A 14,389-nucleotide genomic window follows, 5' to 3' on the forward strand; every position below is an offset into this window, starting at 1 on the left:
TTCTTAGAGGATGCAGGTTCAAGCGGCAAGGGCGGCGGCTGGTGAAGAATCATTCCGGCTGATATCGAATGATCCCATGCTCGCCGAAGCCATCCAGCATGCCGCGACTTCAGTGATTACGCCGAAGGAATTCCGGCCCTTCGTCCGTTCATCTGTCAGCCTGTGGTCGCGGGCGGGGCGATGCGCGAAGGAATGGGCGCCGCATGAGGAGAACTGCAAGTCCTTCATTCGCGAGGCAATCGCCGGGATACGCGAACGGCGCACCGCCGTCGTTCTCGGCTCGGGCCTGTTGCGCGACGTGCCGATCGGCGCGCTTGCGGGAGCATTCGACACCGTCGTGCTGGTCGATGTCGTGCATCTCGCCAGCATCCGGGCATGGCTGAAGGCGAAGCGGTTCAGGAATATCAGGCTGATTTCCCGTGACCTGTCGGGTTTCGACGAGGCTCTGAGCGGCAAGGCCCCGGAGCCGCTCGCCTTCCTGCGGCAGGTCCCGTATCTCGACCTCGTCGTCTCGGCCAACATCCTGTCCCAGATCGGCGTCGGCGCGAAGCGCCGCCTGGAACAGGAGAAAAATCCGAAAAGCGATGAAATACTGCAAAGGCTGATCCGCGCCCATCTGGATGGCCTTGCCGCTCTGCCCTGCAAGGTCGCGCTATTGACGGATACCGCCTACAAGGTCGCGGATCGGCACGGAAATGTGACCGAAGAGGCCGATCTTCTCCGCGGCGTGCCGGCTCCCCAAGCGAAACGGTGCTGGAAATGGCCCGTGGCGCCCTATGGCGAACTCGGCAAGGACGTTCAGGCTATCCACGACGTCATTGCCATGTGATGACTTGTGACGCTTTGGCGGGTTGATTTCCAGCGTGGCGACCGTAGATTCATGATCATGTTGCATCCTGCTGCCATCCTGATCGCCTCCGCCCTTTCGCTCGCCATTGCCGGCCCGGCTGCAACGCCGTTGGCCGCGCAGCAGATGAAGGGACACGACCACTCCAACATGCCGAAGGCCGACGCTGCCGGGACATCCTCTGCCGGCACACCCGCAGCGAGCGGCTACATTGCCGCCAACGAAAAGATGCACAAGGACATGGCGATCTCCTATTCCGGAGACGCCGACGTCGATTTCGTGCGCAGCATGATCCCGCACCACCAGGGCGCGATCGACATGGCGAAGGTCGAACTCGAACACGGTAAGGACCCGGAAATCCGCAAGCTCGCCGAAGCCGTCATCAAGGCGCAGGAGGCGGAAATCGCCGAAATGCAGGCCTGGCTGAAGGCACGCGGCAAGTAGGCGATCAGGCACAAGTCAAGGATCACACAGGCGCCGGGTCAGCTTTCGTCTTGCCCGGCGCCTGCTTTTTCGCCATATCAGCCGGTGGAGGCAGATTCCATGCGCCCGATTACCGCCATCGGCTTCGACGCCGACGACACGCTCTGGCAGAACGAGCAATATTACCGGCTGACCGAGGAACATTTTCAGCATCTTCTCGGCGATTTCGCCGAGGGTGCCCACATTTCCGAACGCCTGCTGGAGGCGGAAAGGCGCAACCTTTCCCATTACGGCTTCGGCATCAAGGGTTTCACGCTGTCGATGATCGAGACGGCGATCGAGGTCACCGGCGGCAGAGTGCCGACCAAAACGATCGGCGCAATCCTCGATATCGGCCGCGAATTGTTGCGCCATCCGGTGGAAACCTTGCCGCATGTGGAAGAGACGCTTCGCGCGCTGAACGGCGAATACCTGCTGGTGCTGATCACCAAGGGCGACCTCTTCGACCAGGAACGCAAGCTCGCCCAATCGGGCCTGGGCGATTTCTTCGATGCCGTCGAGATCGTCAGCGACAAGAACGCCACCACCTATCGCCGCATCTTTTCCAAAGTCGCGGACGGACCGGAACGGGCGATGATGGTCGGCAATTCGCTGAAATCGGACATTGTGCCGGCGATTGCCGCCGGCAGTTACGGCGTCTTCGTGCCGCATACGCTGACCTGGGTGCTGGAACATGTGGACGCGCCGACGCACGCGCCGCGCTTCCGCCAGATCGAGCATCTGGGCGAGCTTTCGGCGGTCATCCAGAACATCACGGGCGCCTGAACTTCAGCCTCAGTTCATCGACTTCACGCTGGCAAAAGCAGCCGTCGAGATGATCGTTGACGAGCCCCATGGCCTGCATGAAGGCATAAACGGTGGTTGGGCCGACGAAGGTCCAGCCGCGTTTCTTCAATGCCTTGGACAAAGTGACCGAAACCGGGGTGGTGGGATTGGCCCTCAGCGTCGCGAGATCCATGATCTCCGGCCTCTCATGGGCGCCGGGCTCGAACCCCCAGAAGAATTTCGCCAGCGACCCGAACTCGTCACGCAGTTCGATGGCGCGGGCGGCATTGTTGATGGTCGAGACGACCTTGCCGCGATGGCGGATGATACCGGTATCGGCGAGCAACCGGGCGATATCGTCCTCACCGAACGTCGCGACCTTTTCGAAATCGAAGCCAGCGAAGGCGGCGCGGAAGTTCTCGCGTTTCCTGAGGATCGTCAGCCAGGAGAGGCCGGACTGGAAACCTTCGAGGCAGATCTTCTCGAACAGTCGGAAATCGTCGGTGACCGGCCTCCCCCATTCCTCGTCGTGATAGCGGCGGTAATCCTCCAGGCCGCCATGCCAGGCACAACGTCCCCTGCCGTCCTCGCCGATAATGATTCCCGCCTTCTCCATTCCCGAAAAACCTCAATTCCTGTTCGTTAACGACCTTTTTCGCCTGCTTTAACACCGGTCAACCATGTTTCAAAACCGGGCGGTAACCCTGCCAAAAGGTTTATGGCATTTGCGATAGGGCTTGCGCCACCCGTTTACCATTCGCTTTCACCTCACGCTCACCATGTTCGTCAACACGGGCCCGCCATATCGGCCGCGCCCAGTCGGTGGTTTGTAACGAGTGGATCCGATCATGAAGAAGACCCTGTCACTGGCTTTCGGCCTTGCCGCCATCCTTTCCGGCTCCGCGCTGGCGCAGGAGCGCCATCGCGAACGTCCGCCGGTTATCGTCAGCCCCGATCTCGCCGCCCCATGGGTGATGCAGCTTGCCGGCCCGAATGCGCGCCCGGTCGTCTATCCGCGCCAGGCCGCCCAGCCGCGCGCCGTGTACCAGCCACGCGCGGCCTACCAGCAGCGCGAGCCGCAGCCGGTACGCCGCGGCATTTTCGGCGAAAGCCGCGTCCAGCCGGCGGCAGTCCGCCCGGACCGTCCGGTGCGCAGCCAGATCGAACCGCAATTCCTACCGCAGATGGTCGCCTATGAAACCAAGGAAGCTCCCGGCACGATCGTCATCGACACGAACAACCGCTTTCTCTACCTCGTGACCGGCAATGGTCAGGCCCGCCGTTATGGCGTCGGCGTCGGCAAGCCGGGCTTCGAATGGGCGGGCGCCCACAAAATCACCCGCAAGGCGGAATGGCCTGACTGGACGCCGCCCGCCGAAATGATCCAGCGCGAGGCGGCCAAAGGCCACTACCTGCCGGCCCGCATGGACGGCGGCCCGGAAAACCCGCTCGGGGCACGCGCCATGTATCTCGGCTCGACGCTCTACCGCATCCACGGCACCAACGCGCCCTGGACGATCGGCAGCGCCGTCTCCTCCGGCTGCATCCGCATGCGCAACGAGGACGTCACCGACCTCTACGAGCGCGTCAATATCGGCACCCGCGTCATCGTGATGTGACATCGCGATGTGACCGGCCGTCCGGAAAACCTCTGGAAAGTGAGGCAGCGGGGACACAGTCCCGCCGCCTTTTTGCCATCACATCTTCTTTATTCGCCGGCTCTCGGCTTGCTTTGGCGGTTGAACCGGGTAGCCTCCCGCAATCCTGAAAATTGAGGAGAGGATTTGTGGGAATGAGGAGCAGCAGGATCTTCGCAGCCGCCGCAGGCATGGCCGGCGCGATCTTTCTTACCGCCGGCAATGCCAGCGCCATCGGCCCGGCAGCACCGCATGTGGCAAACCCGGAAAGCAACGTGACGATGGTCGCAGTGCCGCGGGAAGTGCCGGAACAGTACAAGCGCCGCGTGGTGCGTTTCACCACGACCGAAAAGCCCGGCACGATCATCGTCGATACCAACAACAAGTATCTCTATTACATCGAAGGTCCGAACAGCGCGACGCGTTACGGCATCGGCGTCGGCCGCGAGGGCTTCGGCTGGTCCGGCGTGGTGAATGTCGGCCGCAAGGCGGAGTGGCCGGAATGGCGTCCGCCGGCCGAGATGCGCGCCCGCGAGCGCCGCGCCGGCCGCATCCTGCCGGAGGTGCAGGAGGGCGGTATCGACAATCCCCTCGGCGCCCGCGCCATGTATCTCTACAAGGGCGGCCGCGACACGATCTTCCGCATCCACGGCACCAATCAGCCTTGGACGATCGGCCTCAACATGTCTTCCGGCTGCATTCGCATGATGAACAAGGATGTCGAGCATCTTTATTCGCGCGCCGACATCGGCACCAAGGTCATCGTCATCGGGCCGGGCAACCGCCAGGGCAAGGTGGATTATGAAGATCGCGGCATCGATATCTTCCGCACGATTTTCGGCGGCTGATTGCCGCAGCGAAAGCGAGGAAAAGGCGGTAAAACGCCGCCTTTTCCGCATGTTTGGATTTCGTTAACCATAAAGGGCCTAGCTTCGTCGGCAACTGGTGCAAAAAAAGCACAGACCGGCGGAACGTCCGCCGCTAGAGTGCGGCGACGAAGCCATTCTCATTTTCAGCAGGCTGATTCATGCGCAAACTTCTTTCGCTTTCCCTGATTTCCATCGCGTTCGCCGCAGGTACCGCCCAGGCCGCCGACCCCACCGCGGCAGAGGCACCTTATGTTGCTCCGGTCGAGACGAGCGGCGGCGGCTGGGAAATCTCCGCTTATGGCGGTTATCAGTTCTCGCCCCATTCCAAGGTGACCATCTCCGACCAGGCCGATTTCACGGCCGGCTGGGAAACCAAGCCTTTCGCCATGCCGCCCTATTGGGGCGTGCGCGGCACCTATTGGTTCGACGGCGGCGCGCTGTCCAACTGGGGTATCTCGCTCGACTATACCCATGCCAAGGTCTATGCAGACAACGAAACCTTCGCCAAGTCCGGCGGCTGGTCCGTCTTCGAATTCACCGACGGTCTGAACCTCCTGACCGTCAACGCCCTCTACAAGTTCCCGATCGAAGGCACGAAGTGGACGCCTTATGTCGGCGCCGGTATTGGTATCAATATCCCGCATGTGGAAGTGACCCGTCCTTCCGGCCGCACCTTCGATTACCAGTTCGGTGGCGCGACGGTCCAGGCTCAAGTCGGCATCCGCTACCAGTTCACCGAAAACTGGTCCGCCTTCGCTGAATACAAGGGTAACTATTCCTGGGTGGACGTCGATATCGACAGCGGCGCTTCGCTGAAGACCAACATTCTGACCAACGCCATCAACCTCGGCGTGAACTACAAGTTCTAAGGCCCGGGCGCCTCGAAGAAATGAAAAAGCCGGCGAGATCGTCGGCTTTTTTGTTGCACATTGATGATCCGAACTTCGCTGTCGGGTCTATTTCGCCGCCAGTTTCGCCGGCTTCGGCCCGCCATAGGCCCAGTCGAGGAGCTCGACCGTGTGCAGGATGGGGATTGCGGTGCCGGAGGCGATCTGGGTGATGCAGCCGATATTGCCGGTGGCGATGACATCCGCCTTGGTGGCCTCGATATTCCGCACCTTGCGGGCCTTGAGCTGTGCCGAGATCTCCGGCTGCAGGATGTTGTAGGTACCGGCGGACCCGCAACAGAGATGCCCCTCGGCCGGATCACGAACAGTAAAACCGGCCGCCTTCAGCAAGTTCTTCGGCGCCATTGTGATCTTCTGGCCATGCTGCATTGAGCAGGCCGAGTGATAGGCGACGTTCAGCTTCTTGGGCTCCTGCTTCGGAAGGTCGAGGGTGGAAAGGTACTCTGTGATATCTTTCGCGAGGCTCGAAACCTTCTTCGCCTTATCCGCATATTCCGGATCGAGCCGCAGCATGTGGCCGTAATCCTTGATCGTCGTGCCGCAGCCGGAGGCGGTGATGATGATCGCGTCGAATCCGCTGTCCTTTCCCCCCTTGGCGATCTCCCGGATCCAGACGTCGACGTTGCGGCGGGCGAAATCGAGCGCCTGTTCCTCACGGCCCATATGATGCACCAGCGCGCCACAGCAGCCCTCCCCTTCCGGCACCACGACCTCGATGCCGAGCCGCGCGAGCAGCCGCAGCGTCGCCTCGTTGATGCCGGGATCAAGCACCGGCTGGGCGCAGCCCGAAAGGATCGCGACACGGCCGCGCCTTTTGGTTTCAGGCGGGCGGGTGCCGGGGATCGCCGCGTCGGACGCTCCCGATATAGAGGATGGCGCAAGCTCCAGCATGGCGCCGAACGGCTTCAATGCCGAAACGCGCTTCATCAGCGGCGCGAAGGGGCGACCGAGCTTCGCAAGCATGAGCGCCGCCCGGAACCGGCGGGGATAAGGCAGCACCGCCGCGAGCGTGCCGCGGATCAGGCGATCCATCAGCGGGCGCCGGTAGGTATTCTCGATATGGATGCGGGCATGGTCGACCAGATGCATGTAGTCGACACCCGAAGGACAGGTGGTGACGCAGGAAAGACAGGAAAGGCAGCGGTCGACATGGGTGACCACTTCCTCATCCGCCGGCCGGCCGTTTTCCAGCATGTCCTTGATGAGATAGATGCGCCCGCGCGGGCTGTCGAGCTCGTTGCCGAGCGTGACATAAGTGGGACAGGTCGCGGTGCAGAAGCCGCAATGCACGCAGCGGCGCAGGATCTTTTCCGATTCGGCCACGTGCGGATCGGCAAGCTGTGCAGGGGTGAAGGAGGTTTGCATTGTCTGTCACCCCATCTTGCCCGGGTTGAAAATCCCGGCCGGGTCGAGTTTCTGCTTCACGCGGGCGGAGAGCGCGGCCACGGCGTCCGGCAGCGGTTCAAAAGCCGGCGCGTGAGCCCGCATCGCGTCCGATGCGCGAAGCAGGGTTGCGTGGCCGCCGCCCAGCGCGCGGATATAGCGGCGCAGCAGTTCGGCTTCCGGATCGGCTTCCATGCGCATCCAGATCAGCCCGCCCTGCCAGTCATAGAAGGCATCGACGCCGGCTTCGAGCCGGAGCGCGGCCACAAGCTGATGTCCGACGGACGGTCCGACCGAAACCCGCCAGAGCGGCTTCAGGGTGCCGTCGGCATAGGGGTGCACGTCGCGGATTTCGCGCCAGAGCATCAGGCTCTCTTCCGGCCCGAGCCGGGTGATCGGGCCGAAGGCTTCCATCACCGCCGCCAGCTTTCCGGCACGCACGGAAACGGACGCCGCGAGCCCCTCGAGGCGCAACACGGTCGCTTCGCCCTCCGGCAGGGCGCCGCCGATGAACCGGGATTTCACCGTCTGAGGCAGATGCGCCGCGCCCGAAACCTCGACCGGCAGCGCCATCGCCGCCGCCATCGCCTTGGCCGCCGCCGCGTCGTCGAGGCCGGAAATTGCGATCGTCTCCACCGTCTGCGGCACCGGCAGGACCCGGAAGGTCACTTCCGTCAGGAAACCCAGCGTGCCCTGCGAACCGGCAAGCAGCTTCACGAGATCGAGGCCGGTGACGTTCTTCATCACCCGGCCGCCGGCGCGGATCGCCTCCCCCTGGCCATTGATGAAGCAGATGCCGAGAAGGCTGTCGCGCGCCGCGCCCGCCACGAAACGGCGGGGGCCGGAAACGTTGGCGGCAAAGACGCCGCCGATCGTCGGTTCACCCGAAGTACCCATGATGCCGCGATGATCCATCGGCTCGAACGCCATCATCTGCCGGTTGGCGGTAAGGGCGGCCTCGATCTCGGCCACCGGCGTCCCGGCCTTGACGGTCATCACCATTTCGGCCGGTTCATAATCGACGATGCCGGAAAGGCCGCGGGAACTCACGGACTGGGCCGGCTCCACGGCGTTGCCGAAGCCGGCTCGGGTGCCGCCGCCACGGAGCGCAAGCGTCTTGCCCTCCGCAGCCGCGGTGCGGATGACGTAAGCGGCGTCGGATTCGGAATGGGGTGTCAGCATTGGCCAGCAAAACTCATGAAACTCACGTTCTTCCATCCAGCGGGAAGACTTTCGACGGATTGAGGATCCAGCCTTCGTCGAAGGCGGAACGCACCGCCATCTGCTGCCTGAGATCGGCATCCGAATACTGGTGGCGCATCAGGTCGCGCTTTTCGATGCCGACGCCGTGTTCGCCGGTGAGACAGCCGCCGGCATCGACGCAAAGTTTCAAGATCTCGTTGCCCGCCTCTTCGGCTTTCGCGGCATCTTCCGGGTCGTTGGCGTTGAAAAGGATCAGCGGATGCATGTTGCCGTCGCCCGCATGGAAGACGTTGGCGACGCGCAGACCGAAACGATCGATGATCTCGGATGTCCTGTTGAGCACATAGGAGAGCTTGCCGAGCGGCACGGTGCCGTCCATGCAGATATAATCGGCGATGCGGCCGGTCGCTCCGAACGCCGACTTGCGGCCCTTCCAGATGAGCGCCGCCTCCGTCGCCGACTGGCTTTCGCGCACGGTCTTCACCCCGTGCCGGCCGGCGATCTCGACGATGTTTTTGAGCATCGCATCCATTTCGGCATCGGAACCTTCGACTTCGACGATCAGAAGCGCGCCGACATCGAGCGGATAGCCAGCCTGGGCGAAGGCTTCGCAGATCTCGATCGCCGGCTTGTCCATGAATTCGATGGCAACCGGAATGATGCCCGAGCCGATGATATCGGCAACGCAGGCGCCCGCTTCCTCCGATGTCTCGAAACCGAAGAGCACCGGGCGGGCGCCTTCCGGCTTGGCGATCAGCCGCACCACCGCCTCGGTGACAATGCCGAGCTGGCCTTCCGATCCGCAAACGAGGCCGAGCAGGTCGTAACCCGCCGCATCCAGATGCTTGCCGCCGAGTTCGATCACGGAACCATCGACCAGCACCATCTTGACGCCGAGCAGGTTGTTGGTGGTGACGCCGTATTTCAGACAGTGGGCGCCGCCGGAATTCATGCCGATATTGCCGCCGATCGTGCAGGCGAGCTGCGAGCTCGGATCGGGGGCATAGAAAAATCCGTCGATGCCGACCGCCTCGGAAATGCTGAGGTTGGTGACACCCGCCTGCACGGTCGCGGTACGGTTGGCGTAATCCACTTCGAGAATGCGCGACATCTTGGAGAGGCCAAGGACAACCGCATCCTCCTGCGGGATGGCGCCGCCCGACAGCGAGGTTCCCGCTCCGCGCGGTACCACCGGCACGCCGTAACGATGGCAGTATTTCATCACGGCCGCCACCTGCGCCGTCGTCTTGGGAAGCGCAACGGCCAGCGGCAGGCGGCGATAGGAGACGAAAGCATCGGTCTCGAACGGAACGAGCTCGCGCGCCTCGTGCACCAGACATTCGGGCGGCAGGAGATCGGCAAGATCGGCAATGATCGCCGCACGCCGCGACAATACCGCCGGACGCGGCGGCAGGAACTCTATGGCTTCGGACAACGGGGCCTCCTGGTATCCTCGCGATCATCCTATTCCACGATCCCGCGACCGCATCAACTTTCTTGTCGGCTTGTCGCAATCAGACCATGGAAATTCACGATGTCGCCATAAAATGAACAGGTGTGCAATTTACCAGTTGACCTTAGAAAGCACGGGCTCGAAAATGTGATCGGCTCCAGCGAACCCTCCGCGATGATTCTTGTTCAAAACGGCTGTGCTAAGCTCGTTAAGCTTCGGGCAATTATTATATTAGTAATATAACACTCACTTGGAGGCATCGCAGGAAAATTGGGCTTCATGACCAAGGTAACCGACAATCTTCGGCTGATGCTGCAGCGGCCGCCGCGGCAGCAATATGCCGCGTTGTGCTACCGCATGAAAAAAAGGCAGGGGCAGCTCGAAGTTCTGGTTGCCACCAGCCGCGATACCGGCCGCTGGGTCATCCCGAAAGGCTGGCCGATGGCCGACAAGAAAGCCCACCAGGTCGCGGAGCGCGAAGCTTTTGAAGAAGTCGGTGTCAAAGGCAAGGTCGAGAAGGAAGCTCTCGGCTATTACAATTACCGAAAGACGCTCGACAACGGCCTGAAGATCCCTGTCCTGGTGCAGGTGCATGCGCTGGAAGTGGACGAATGCCTGAAGAGCTTTCCCGAAAAAGGCTCGCGCACGCTGGAATGGGTCTCCTGCGAGGAGGCCGCCCTGCGGGTCAACGAACCGGAACTGAAAATCCTGCTGCTTCAGTTCGCCGAAAGAATGCAGTCGCGCATGGCCCGGCAGCCGACCAAGGCCGCTGGCTGACATTGTCACGGAACCGCAATATTGCATTCGTGGTTCATTGCTATTAGGCGATGGGCCGTGAATTCCTCACCGAGGCGGAAGCGGCCTGTCGGCGGCTCTACGCCACCCCCTCATCAAGGACGGAGACATGGGCCAAAGACGGCCGCGCCTGGCGAAGCCGACGCTCGACAAGGATCTTGAGAAGTTTTCTTCGGTGGAGGAGGCCGGCCGGCAGATGTCGCGCGGGCTCGCCGCCCCCGGCACGGCCCTGCTCTTCATCATTCTCGCGGCGATTTTCGCGGCGTCCTACGTGACCGGCAGGCCAGGCGCGGTGGTAGTGATCGCGGCTTCCGGTCTTGCGGCCTATATGGCGATGAACATCGGCGCCAACGACGTGACCAACAATATTGGCGCGGCGGTCGGCGCGCGCGCCATGACCATGGCCTTCGGGCTTGGCCTTGCCGCCGTCTTCGAGGTCGCGGGCGCGGTCATCGCCGGGCGAGGTGTCGCCAACACAATTGCCAACGGCATCATGCAGAGCGGCATGATCGCCAGTCCGGATGTCCTGATTTGGGCGATGATGGCGGCGCTGCTTTCTGCCGCCGTGCTGATCAACGTGGCGACCTGGCTCGGCGCGCCGATTTCCACCACCCATTCGATCGTCGGCGGCGTCATGGGCGCCGGCATCGCGGCAGCCGGCCTTTCCGCCGTAAACTGGGGCATGGTCGCCGGCATCACGGCAAGCTGGGTCTTCTCCCCGATCCTGGGGGCCGTCATCGCCGCCGGCTTCCTGTTCTTCATCAAGGAAACCATCATCTACCGCGAGGACAAGATCGCCTCGGCGAAGACGTGGGTTCCGGTGCTGATCGGCGTCATGAGCGGCGCCTTTGCCGGTTTTCTGTCGCTGATCGGGCTCGGCCAACTCGTGCATGTCCCGGTGCCGATCGCAACGCTGATCACTCTCGTGACGGGTCTTGCCGCCTGGCAGCTGCTGATCCCAGTCATCGCCCGGCAGGCCGAAGGATTGGAGAACCGCAACCAGTCGCTTCGAAAACTCTTCCGTGTTCCACTGGTCTTTTCCGCCGCGCTGATGTCGTTCGCACATGGAGCCAACGACGTTTCCAATGCGATCGGGCCGCTTGCCGCCATCGTCTCGGCAGCCCAGAGCGGCGTCGCTGGCAATATCCACGTTCCGCTCTGGGAACTGGTGATCGGCGGTCTCGGCATCTCGCTCGGCCTGCTTCTCTACGGGCCGAAGCTGGTCAAGCTGGTCGGGGCGGAGATCACCAAGCTCAATCCGATGCGGGCCTATTGCGTGTCGCTCTCGACGGCACTCACCGTCATCGTCGCATCCTGGATCGGCTTGCCGGTCTCGTCCACCCATGTTGCCGTCGGAGCGGTCTTCGGCGTCGGCTTTTTCCGCGAGTGGTACACCCGCCATTCGAAGCGTCGCTTCGAATACATGCGAGTGCGGGCCGGCAAGGAACCAGACACGACGGAGCCGTTCGAGCGTAATGACGAGGAGTTGAAGCGGCGCTATCTGGTGCGGCGTTCGCACCTCCTCAGCATCATCGCCGCCTGGATGATCACGCTTCCGGCGGCCGCGGCCCTTGCGGCGCTCATCGCCACGGCTATGTTCGCCCTGTTCGTCTAGATCGCTCCAGCGCTCCGCCAGAGCGATCCAGTTCTTTATTTACGCAGCTCCGGACAAAAAACATTTTCACCTATCCGGAATTGCATTGAGCAGGGTTTCATGCGCGCCAATTTCCGAATGCAGAGACTGTTCATCGATGCGCCGATCGGGCCGGCTCGCCGGCACGAGGTGACGTCCGAACAGTTCAACTACCTCGCCAACGTGCTGCGAATGGAAGACGGCGCGGAAGTGCTCGTCTTCAATGGCCGCGACGGCGAATGGAAGGGGAAACTCACCTTCCCGACCCGCAAGAAGATCGCGCTCGAATTCGTCGAGGAGACCCGACCGCAGCCGCCAGCCTCTGACCTCCATTATCTTTTCGCCCCGCTGAAGGTCGGACGGCTCGACTATCTCGTCCAAAAGGCCGTCGAGATGGGAGCCGGCTTTCTGCAGCCCGTGATGACCCAGCACGTGCAGGGCAAGATCACCAGCATGGAGCGGCTTCAGGCGAATGTGATCGAGGCGGCCGAACAGTGCGGCATATTGTCGGTCCCCGGTGTCGCGACGCCGAAAAAGCTCGGCGACCTGCTCGATACCTGGCCGGCGGACCGGCGCATCATCTTCTGCGACGAAGGCGATGAAGGACAAAACCCGCTTCCCGTTCTTTCGGGCATTAAAGAGACGAGACTGGCGCTGCTGGTCGGCCCCGAGGGCGGGTTTTCCGAGGAGGAAAGGGAGCGGTTGCGGTCGCTGCCCTTCGTCACCGCCATCCCGCTCGGACCCCGCATCCTGCGGGCGGACACGGCGGCGGTGGCGGCGCTCGCCGTCATCCAGGCGACGATCGGCGACTGGCGCTGAAGACGGCGCGGCAGAATTGACACACCCCCTGCGATTTTCTGACAATGCGTTGAAAGAAATTCACTTGCACCGCACATGAAATCGGTCCAAGCAGCCGGCCATCCGCGCGCCTTCAGCGTGCGGATTTGGCGTCCAGATCCGGCATTCCGAACAAGGTATTTTACATGGCGCGCGACACCACCGACCAGACACCGCTCTCCTCGGTGTCCGAGCTTTCAGCCTACCTGGAAAAGGGGCCGCGGCCACCCGAAAAGTTCCGCATCGGCACAGAGCACGAGAAATTCGCCTTTTTCCGGGCAGACAACAGTCCCGTTCCCTATTTCGGTGATGCGAGCATTTCCGCGCTGCTCAAAGGCATGCAGGCCAAGCTCGGCTGGGAGCCGATCATGGACGGCGAAAACATCATCGGGCTCGGCGAGCAGTCCGGCATGGGCGCGATCTCCATCGAGCCTGGCGGCCAGTTCGAGCTTTCCGGCGCGCCGCTCGAAACGATCCACGAGACCTGTAAGGAATCCAACCATCATCTCGCCGTACTGAAGGAAATCGCCGAGCCGATGGGCATTCGTTTCCTCGGCATGGGCGGCAGCCCGAAGTGGAGCTTCGCCGAGACACCGCGCATGCCGAAATCCCGCTACGGGATCATGACAAATTACATGCCGAAGGTCGGGCGCCAGGGCCTCGACATGATGTACCGCACCTGCACGATCCAGGTGAACCTCGATTTCTCCTCGGAGGAGGACATGGCGCGCAAGATGCGCGTTTCCATGAAGCTGCAATATCTGGCAACCGCCCTCTTCGCCTCCTCGCCGTTTACCGAAGGCAAACCGAACGGCCTCCTCTCCTGGCGCGGCGACATCTGGCGCGATACGGACAACCGGCGCGCCGGCGTGCTGCCCTTCGTCTTCAGCAAAGATTTCGGTTTCAAGGACTATGTCGAATGGGCGCTCGACGTGCCGATGTATTTCATCGTGCGCGACGGCAGGTATCGCGACTGTACGAACATCACCTTCCGGCAGTTCATGAACGGCGCGCTCAAGGGCGAGATCAGGGACTGGGAGCCGACGATGGGCGACTGGATCAACCATCTCTCCACCCTCTTCCCGGATGTCCGCCTCAAGCGGTTCCTGGAAATGCGCGGCGCCGACGGCGGTCCGTGGCGGCGCATCTGTGCGCTGCCGGCCTTCTGGGTCGGCCTGCTTTACGACGACGGCGCGCTTGCCGATGCCGAGGCGCTGACCGCCGACTGGACCTTTGAAGACGTGACCGCGATGCGCGACGCGGTACCGGCGAAGGGTCTCCAGGCTTCGATCAAGGACCGGTCCGTGCTGGAAGTCTCCCGCGAGGTTCTGGCGATTTCCAAGGCCGGTCTCAAGGCGCGCAACCGCCTGAACGGCGAGGGCCAGGACGAGAGCATCTTCCTTGCCCCGCTCGAAGAGGTGCTTGCCAAGAAGACAACCATGGCGGAGGACATGCTGGCGCTCTTCAACGGCCGTTGGAACGGCTCGGTCGAGCCGGTCTTCGAGGAATATCAGTACTGAACAGTTGAGACCGGTTCCAAAAACCGGTTTTCGTCCAGCACTTTCCGGTTATAGTG

General features: G+C 62.4%; 14 protein-coding genes. 10 read left to right on the plus strand and 4 right to left on the minus strand.

The window, feature by feature from the left end:
- The first annotated feature begins 76 nt into the window (after positions 1-76).
- The 3 genes from DMO26_RS04715 (at position 77) to DMO26_RS04725 (ending at position 2,095) form a co-directional block, all read left to right on the plus strand.
- On the plus strand, positions 77-829 hold the full coding sequence (locus tag DMO26_RS04715; protein WP_117190855.1) for a hypothetical protein: 753 nt from the start codon (positions 77-79) through the stop codon (positions 827-829).
- 51 nt (positions 830-880) lie between these two features.
- A complete protein-coding gene (gene copM / locus DMO26_RS04720; RefSeq protein ID WP_226951190.1) occupies positions 881-1,291 on the plus strand; it encodes a CopM family metallochaperone in 411 nt (136 codons plus the stop codon).
- A 99-nt stretch (positions 1,292-1,390) separates the two neighbouring features.
- Positions 1,391-2,095 carry an HAD family hydrolase gene (locus DMO26_RS04725; protein WP_117190856.1) on the plus strand — a complete coding sequence of 235 codons (705 nt, stop codon included), beginning with the start codon at positions 1,391-1,393 and terminating at the stop codon, positions 2,093-2,095.
- Here the strand turns inward: DMO26_RS04725 and DMO26_RS04730 are convergent.
- Positions 2,082-2,711, minus strand: a complete 630-nt coding sequence (locus DMO26_RS04730; RefSeq protein WP_117190857.1) for a DNA-3-methyladenine glycosylase I — start codon at positions 2,709-2,711, stop codon at positions 2,082-2,084. The genes DMO26_RS04725 and DMO26_RS04730 overlap by 14 nt on opposite strands.
- Before the next feature lie 229 nt (positions 2,712-2,940).
- On the opposite strand from DMO26_RS04730, the gene DMO26_RS04735 reads away from it, so the two are divergent.
- The 3 genes from DMO26_RS04735 to DMO26_RS04745 all read left to right on the plus strand — a co-directional run bounded on the left by DMO26_RS04735 (position 2,941) and on the right by DMO26_RS04745 (position 5,470).
- Positions 2,941-3,714 carry a L,D-transpeptidase gene (locus DMO26_RS04735; RefSeq protein ID WP_162894729.1) on the plus strand — a complete coding sequence of 258 codons (774 nt, stop codon included), beginning with the start codon at positions 2,941-2,943 and terminating at the stop codon, positions 3,712-3,714.
- Positions 3,715-3,887: 173 nt separating this feature from the next.
- Entirely contained in the window at positions 3,888-4,580 is a 693-nt protein-coding gene (locus tag DMO26_RS04740; RefSeq protein ID WP_117190859.1) for a L,D-transpeptidase, read from the plus strand.
- Positions 4,581-4,759: 179 nt separating this feature from the next.
- On the plus strand, positions 4,760-5,470 hold the full coding sequence (locus tag DMO26_RS04745) for an outer membrane protein (protein ID WP_117190860.1): 711 nt from the start codon (positions 4,760-4,762) through the stop codon (positions 5,468-5,470).
- A gap of 87 nt (positions 5,471-5,557) precedes the next feature.
- Here the strand turns inward: DMO26_RS04745 and glcF are convergent, their stop codons facing one another.
- The 3 genes from glcF to DMO26_RS04760 are packed head-to-tail and all read right to left on the minus strand — an operon-like array spanning position 5,558 to position 9,530.
- Positions 5,558-6,874 (minus strand): glycolate oxidase subunit GlcF, encoded by a 1,317-nt coding sequence (gene glcF, locus DMO26_RS04750; RefSeq protein ID WP_117190861.1) that lies wholly within the window; start codon positions 6,872-6,874, stop codon positions 5,558-5,560.
- A gap of 6 nt (positions 6,875-6,880) precedes the next feature.
- On the minus strand, positions 6,881-8,074 hold the full coding sequence (locus DMO26_RS04755) for an FAD-binding protein (RefSeq protein ID WP_117190862.1): 1,194 nt from the start codon (positions 8,072-8,074) through the stop codon (positions 6,881-6,883).
- 22 nt (positions 8,075-8,096) lie between these two features.
- A complete protein-coding gene (locus DMO26_RS04760) occupies positions 8,097-9,530 on the minus strand; it encodes an FAD-binding oxidoreductase (protein WP_117190863.1) in 1,434 nt (477 codons plus the stop codon).
- A 288-nt stretch (positions 9,531-9,818) separates the two neighbouring features.
- Here DMO26_RS04760 and DMO26_RS04765 point away from each other — a divergent pair, with 288 nt between their 5' ends.
- The 4 genes from DMO26_RS04765 to DMO26_RS04780 all read left to right on the plus strand — a co-directional run bounded on the left by DMO26_RS04765 (position 9,819) and on the right by DMO26_RS04780 (position 14,333).
- Entirely contained in the window at positions 9,819-10,325 is a 507-nt protein-coding gene (locus DMO26_RS04765) for an NUDIX hydrolase (RefSeq protein ID WP_117190864.1), read from the plus strand.
- A gap of 127 nt (positions 10,326-10,452) precedes the next feature.
- Positions 10,453-11,958, plus strand: a complete 1,506-nt coding sequence (locus tag DMO26_RS04770) for an inorganic phosphate transporter (protein WP_117190865.1) — start codon at positions 10,453-10,455, stop codon at positions 11,956-11,958.
- 99 nt (positions 11,959-12,057) lie between these two features.
- Positions 12,058-12,795 carry a 16S rRNA (uracil(1498)-N(3))-methyltransferase gene (locus tag DMO26_RS04775; protein ID WP_117190866.1) on the plus strand — a complete coding sequence of 246 codons (738 nt, stop codon included), beginning with the start codon at positions 12,058-12,060 and terminating at the stop codon, positions 12,793-12,795.
- A 164-nt stretch (positions 12,796-12,959) separates the two neighbouring features.
- Positions 12,960-14,333 (plus strand): glutamate--cysteine ligase, encoded by a 1,374-nt coding sequence (locus DMO26_RS04780; protein WP_117190867.1) that lies wholly within the window; start codon positions 12,960-12,962, stop codon positions 14,331-14,333.
- The last annotated feature ends 56 nt before the right edge of the window (positions 14,334-14,389 follow it).

The sequence above is a fragment of the Rhizobium terrae genome (assembly GCF_003425685.1).
GTDB classification, from domain to species: domain Bacteria; phylum Pseudomonadota; class Alphaproteobacteria; order Rhizobiales; family Rhizobiaceae; genus Neorhizobium; species Neorhizobium terrae.

What these genes read in the sequence shown, in the direction of transcription:
- DMO26_RS04725 (WP_117190856.1), top strand. Translation starts at nt 1,391, where the DNA reads ATGCGCCCGATTACCGCCATCGGCTTCGACGCCGACGACACGCTCTGG.
- DMO26_RS04740 (WP_117190859.1), top strand. Translation starts at nt 3,888, where the DNA reads ATGAGGAGCAGCAGGATCTTCGCAGCCGCCGCAGGCATGGCCGGCGCG.
- glcF (WP_117190861.1), bottom strand. Translation starts at nt 6,874, where the DNA reads ATGCAAACCTCCTTCACCCCTGCACAGCTTGCCGATCCGCACGTGGCC.
- DMO26_RS04770 (WP_117190865.1), top strand. Translation starts at nt 10,453, where the DNA reads ATGGGCCAAAGACGGCCGCGCCTGGCGAAGCCGACGCTCGACAAGGAT.
- DMO26_RS04775 (WP_117190866.1), top strand. Translation starts at nt 12,058, where the DNA reads ATGCGCGCCAATTTCCGAATGCAGAGACTGTTCATCGATGCGCCGATC.
- DMO26_RS04755 (WP_117190862.1), bottom strand. Translation starts at nt 8,074, where the DNA reads ATGCTGACACCCCATTCCGAATCCGACGCCGCTTACGTCATCCGCACC.
- DMO26_RS04730 (WP_117190857.1), bottom strand. Translation starts at nt 2,711, where the DNA reads ATGGAGAAGGCGGGAATCATTATCGGCGAGGACGGCAGGGGACGTTGT.
- DMO26_RS04745 (WP_117190860.1), top strand. Translation starts at nt 4,760, where the DNA reads ATGCGCAAACTTCTTTCGCTTTCCCTGATTTCCATCGCGTTCGCCGCA.
- DMO26_RS04780 (WP_117190867.1), top strand. Translation starts at nt 12,960, where the DNA reads ATGGCGCGCGACACCACCGACCAGACACCGCTCTCCTCGGTGTCCGAG.
- copM (WP_226951190.1), top strand. Translation starts at nt 881, where the DNA reads ATGATCATGTTGCATCCTGCTGCCATCCTGATCGCCTCCGCCCTTTCG.
- DMO26_RS04715 (WP_117190855.1), top strand. Translation starts at nt 77, where the DNA reads ATGCTCGCCGAAGCCATCCAGCATGCCGCGACTTCAGTGATTACGCCG.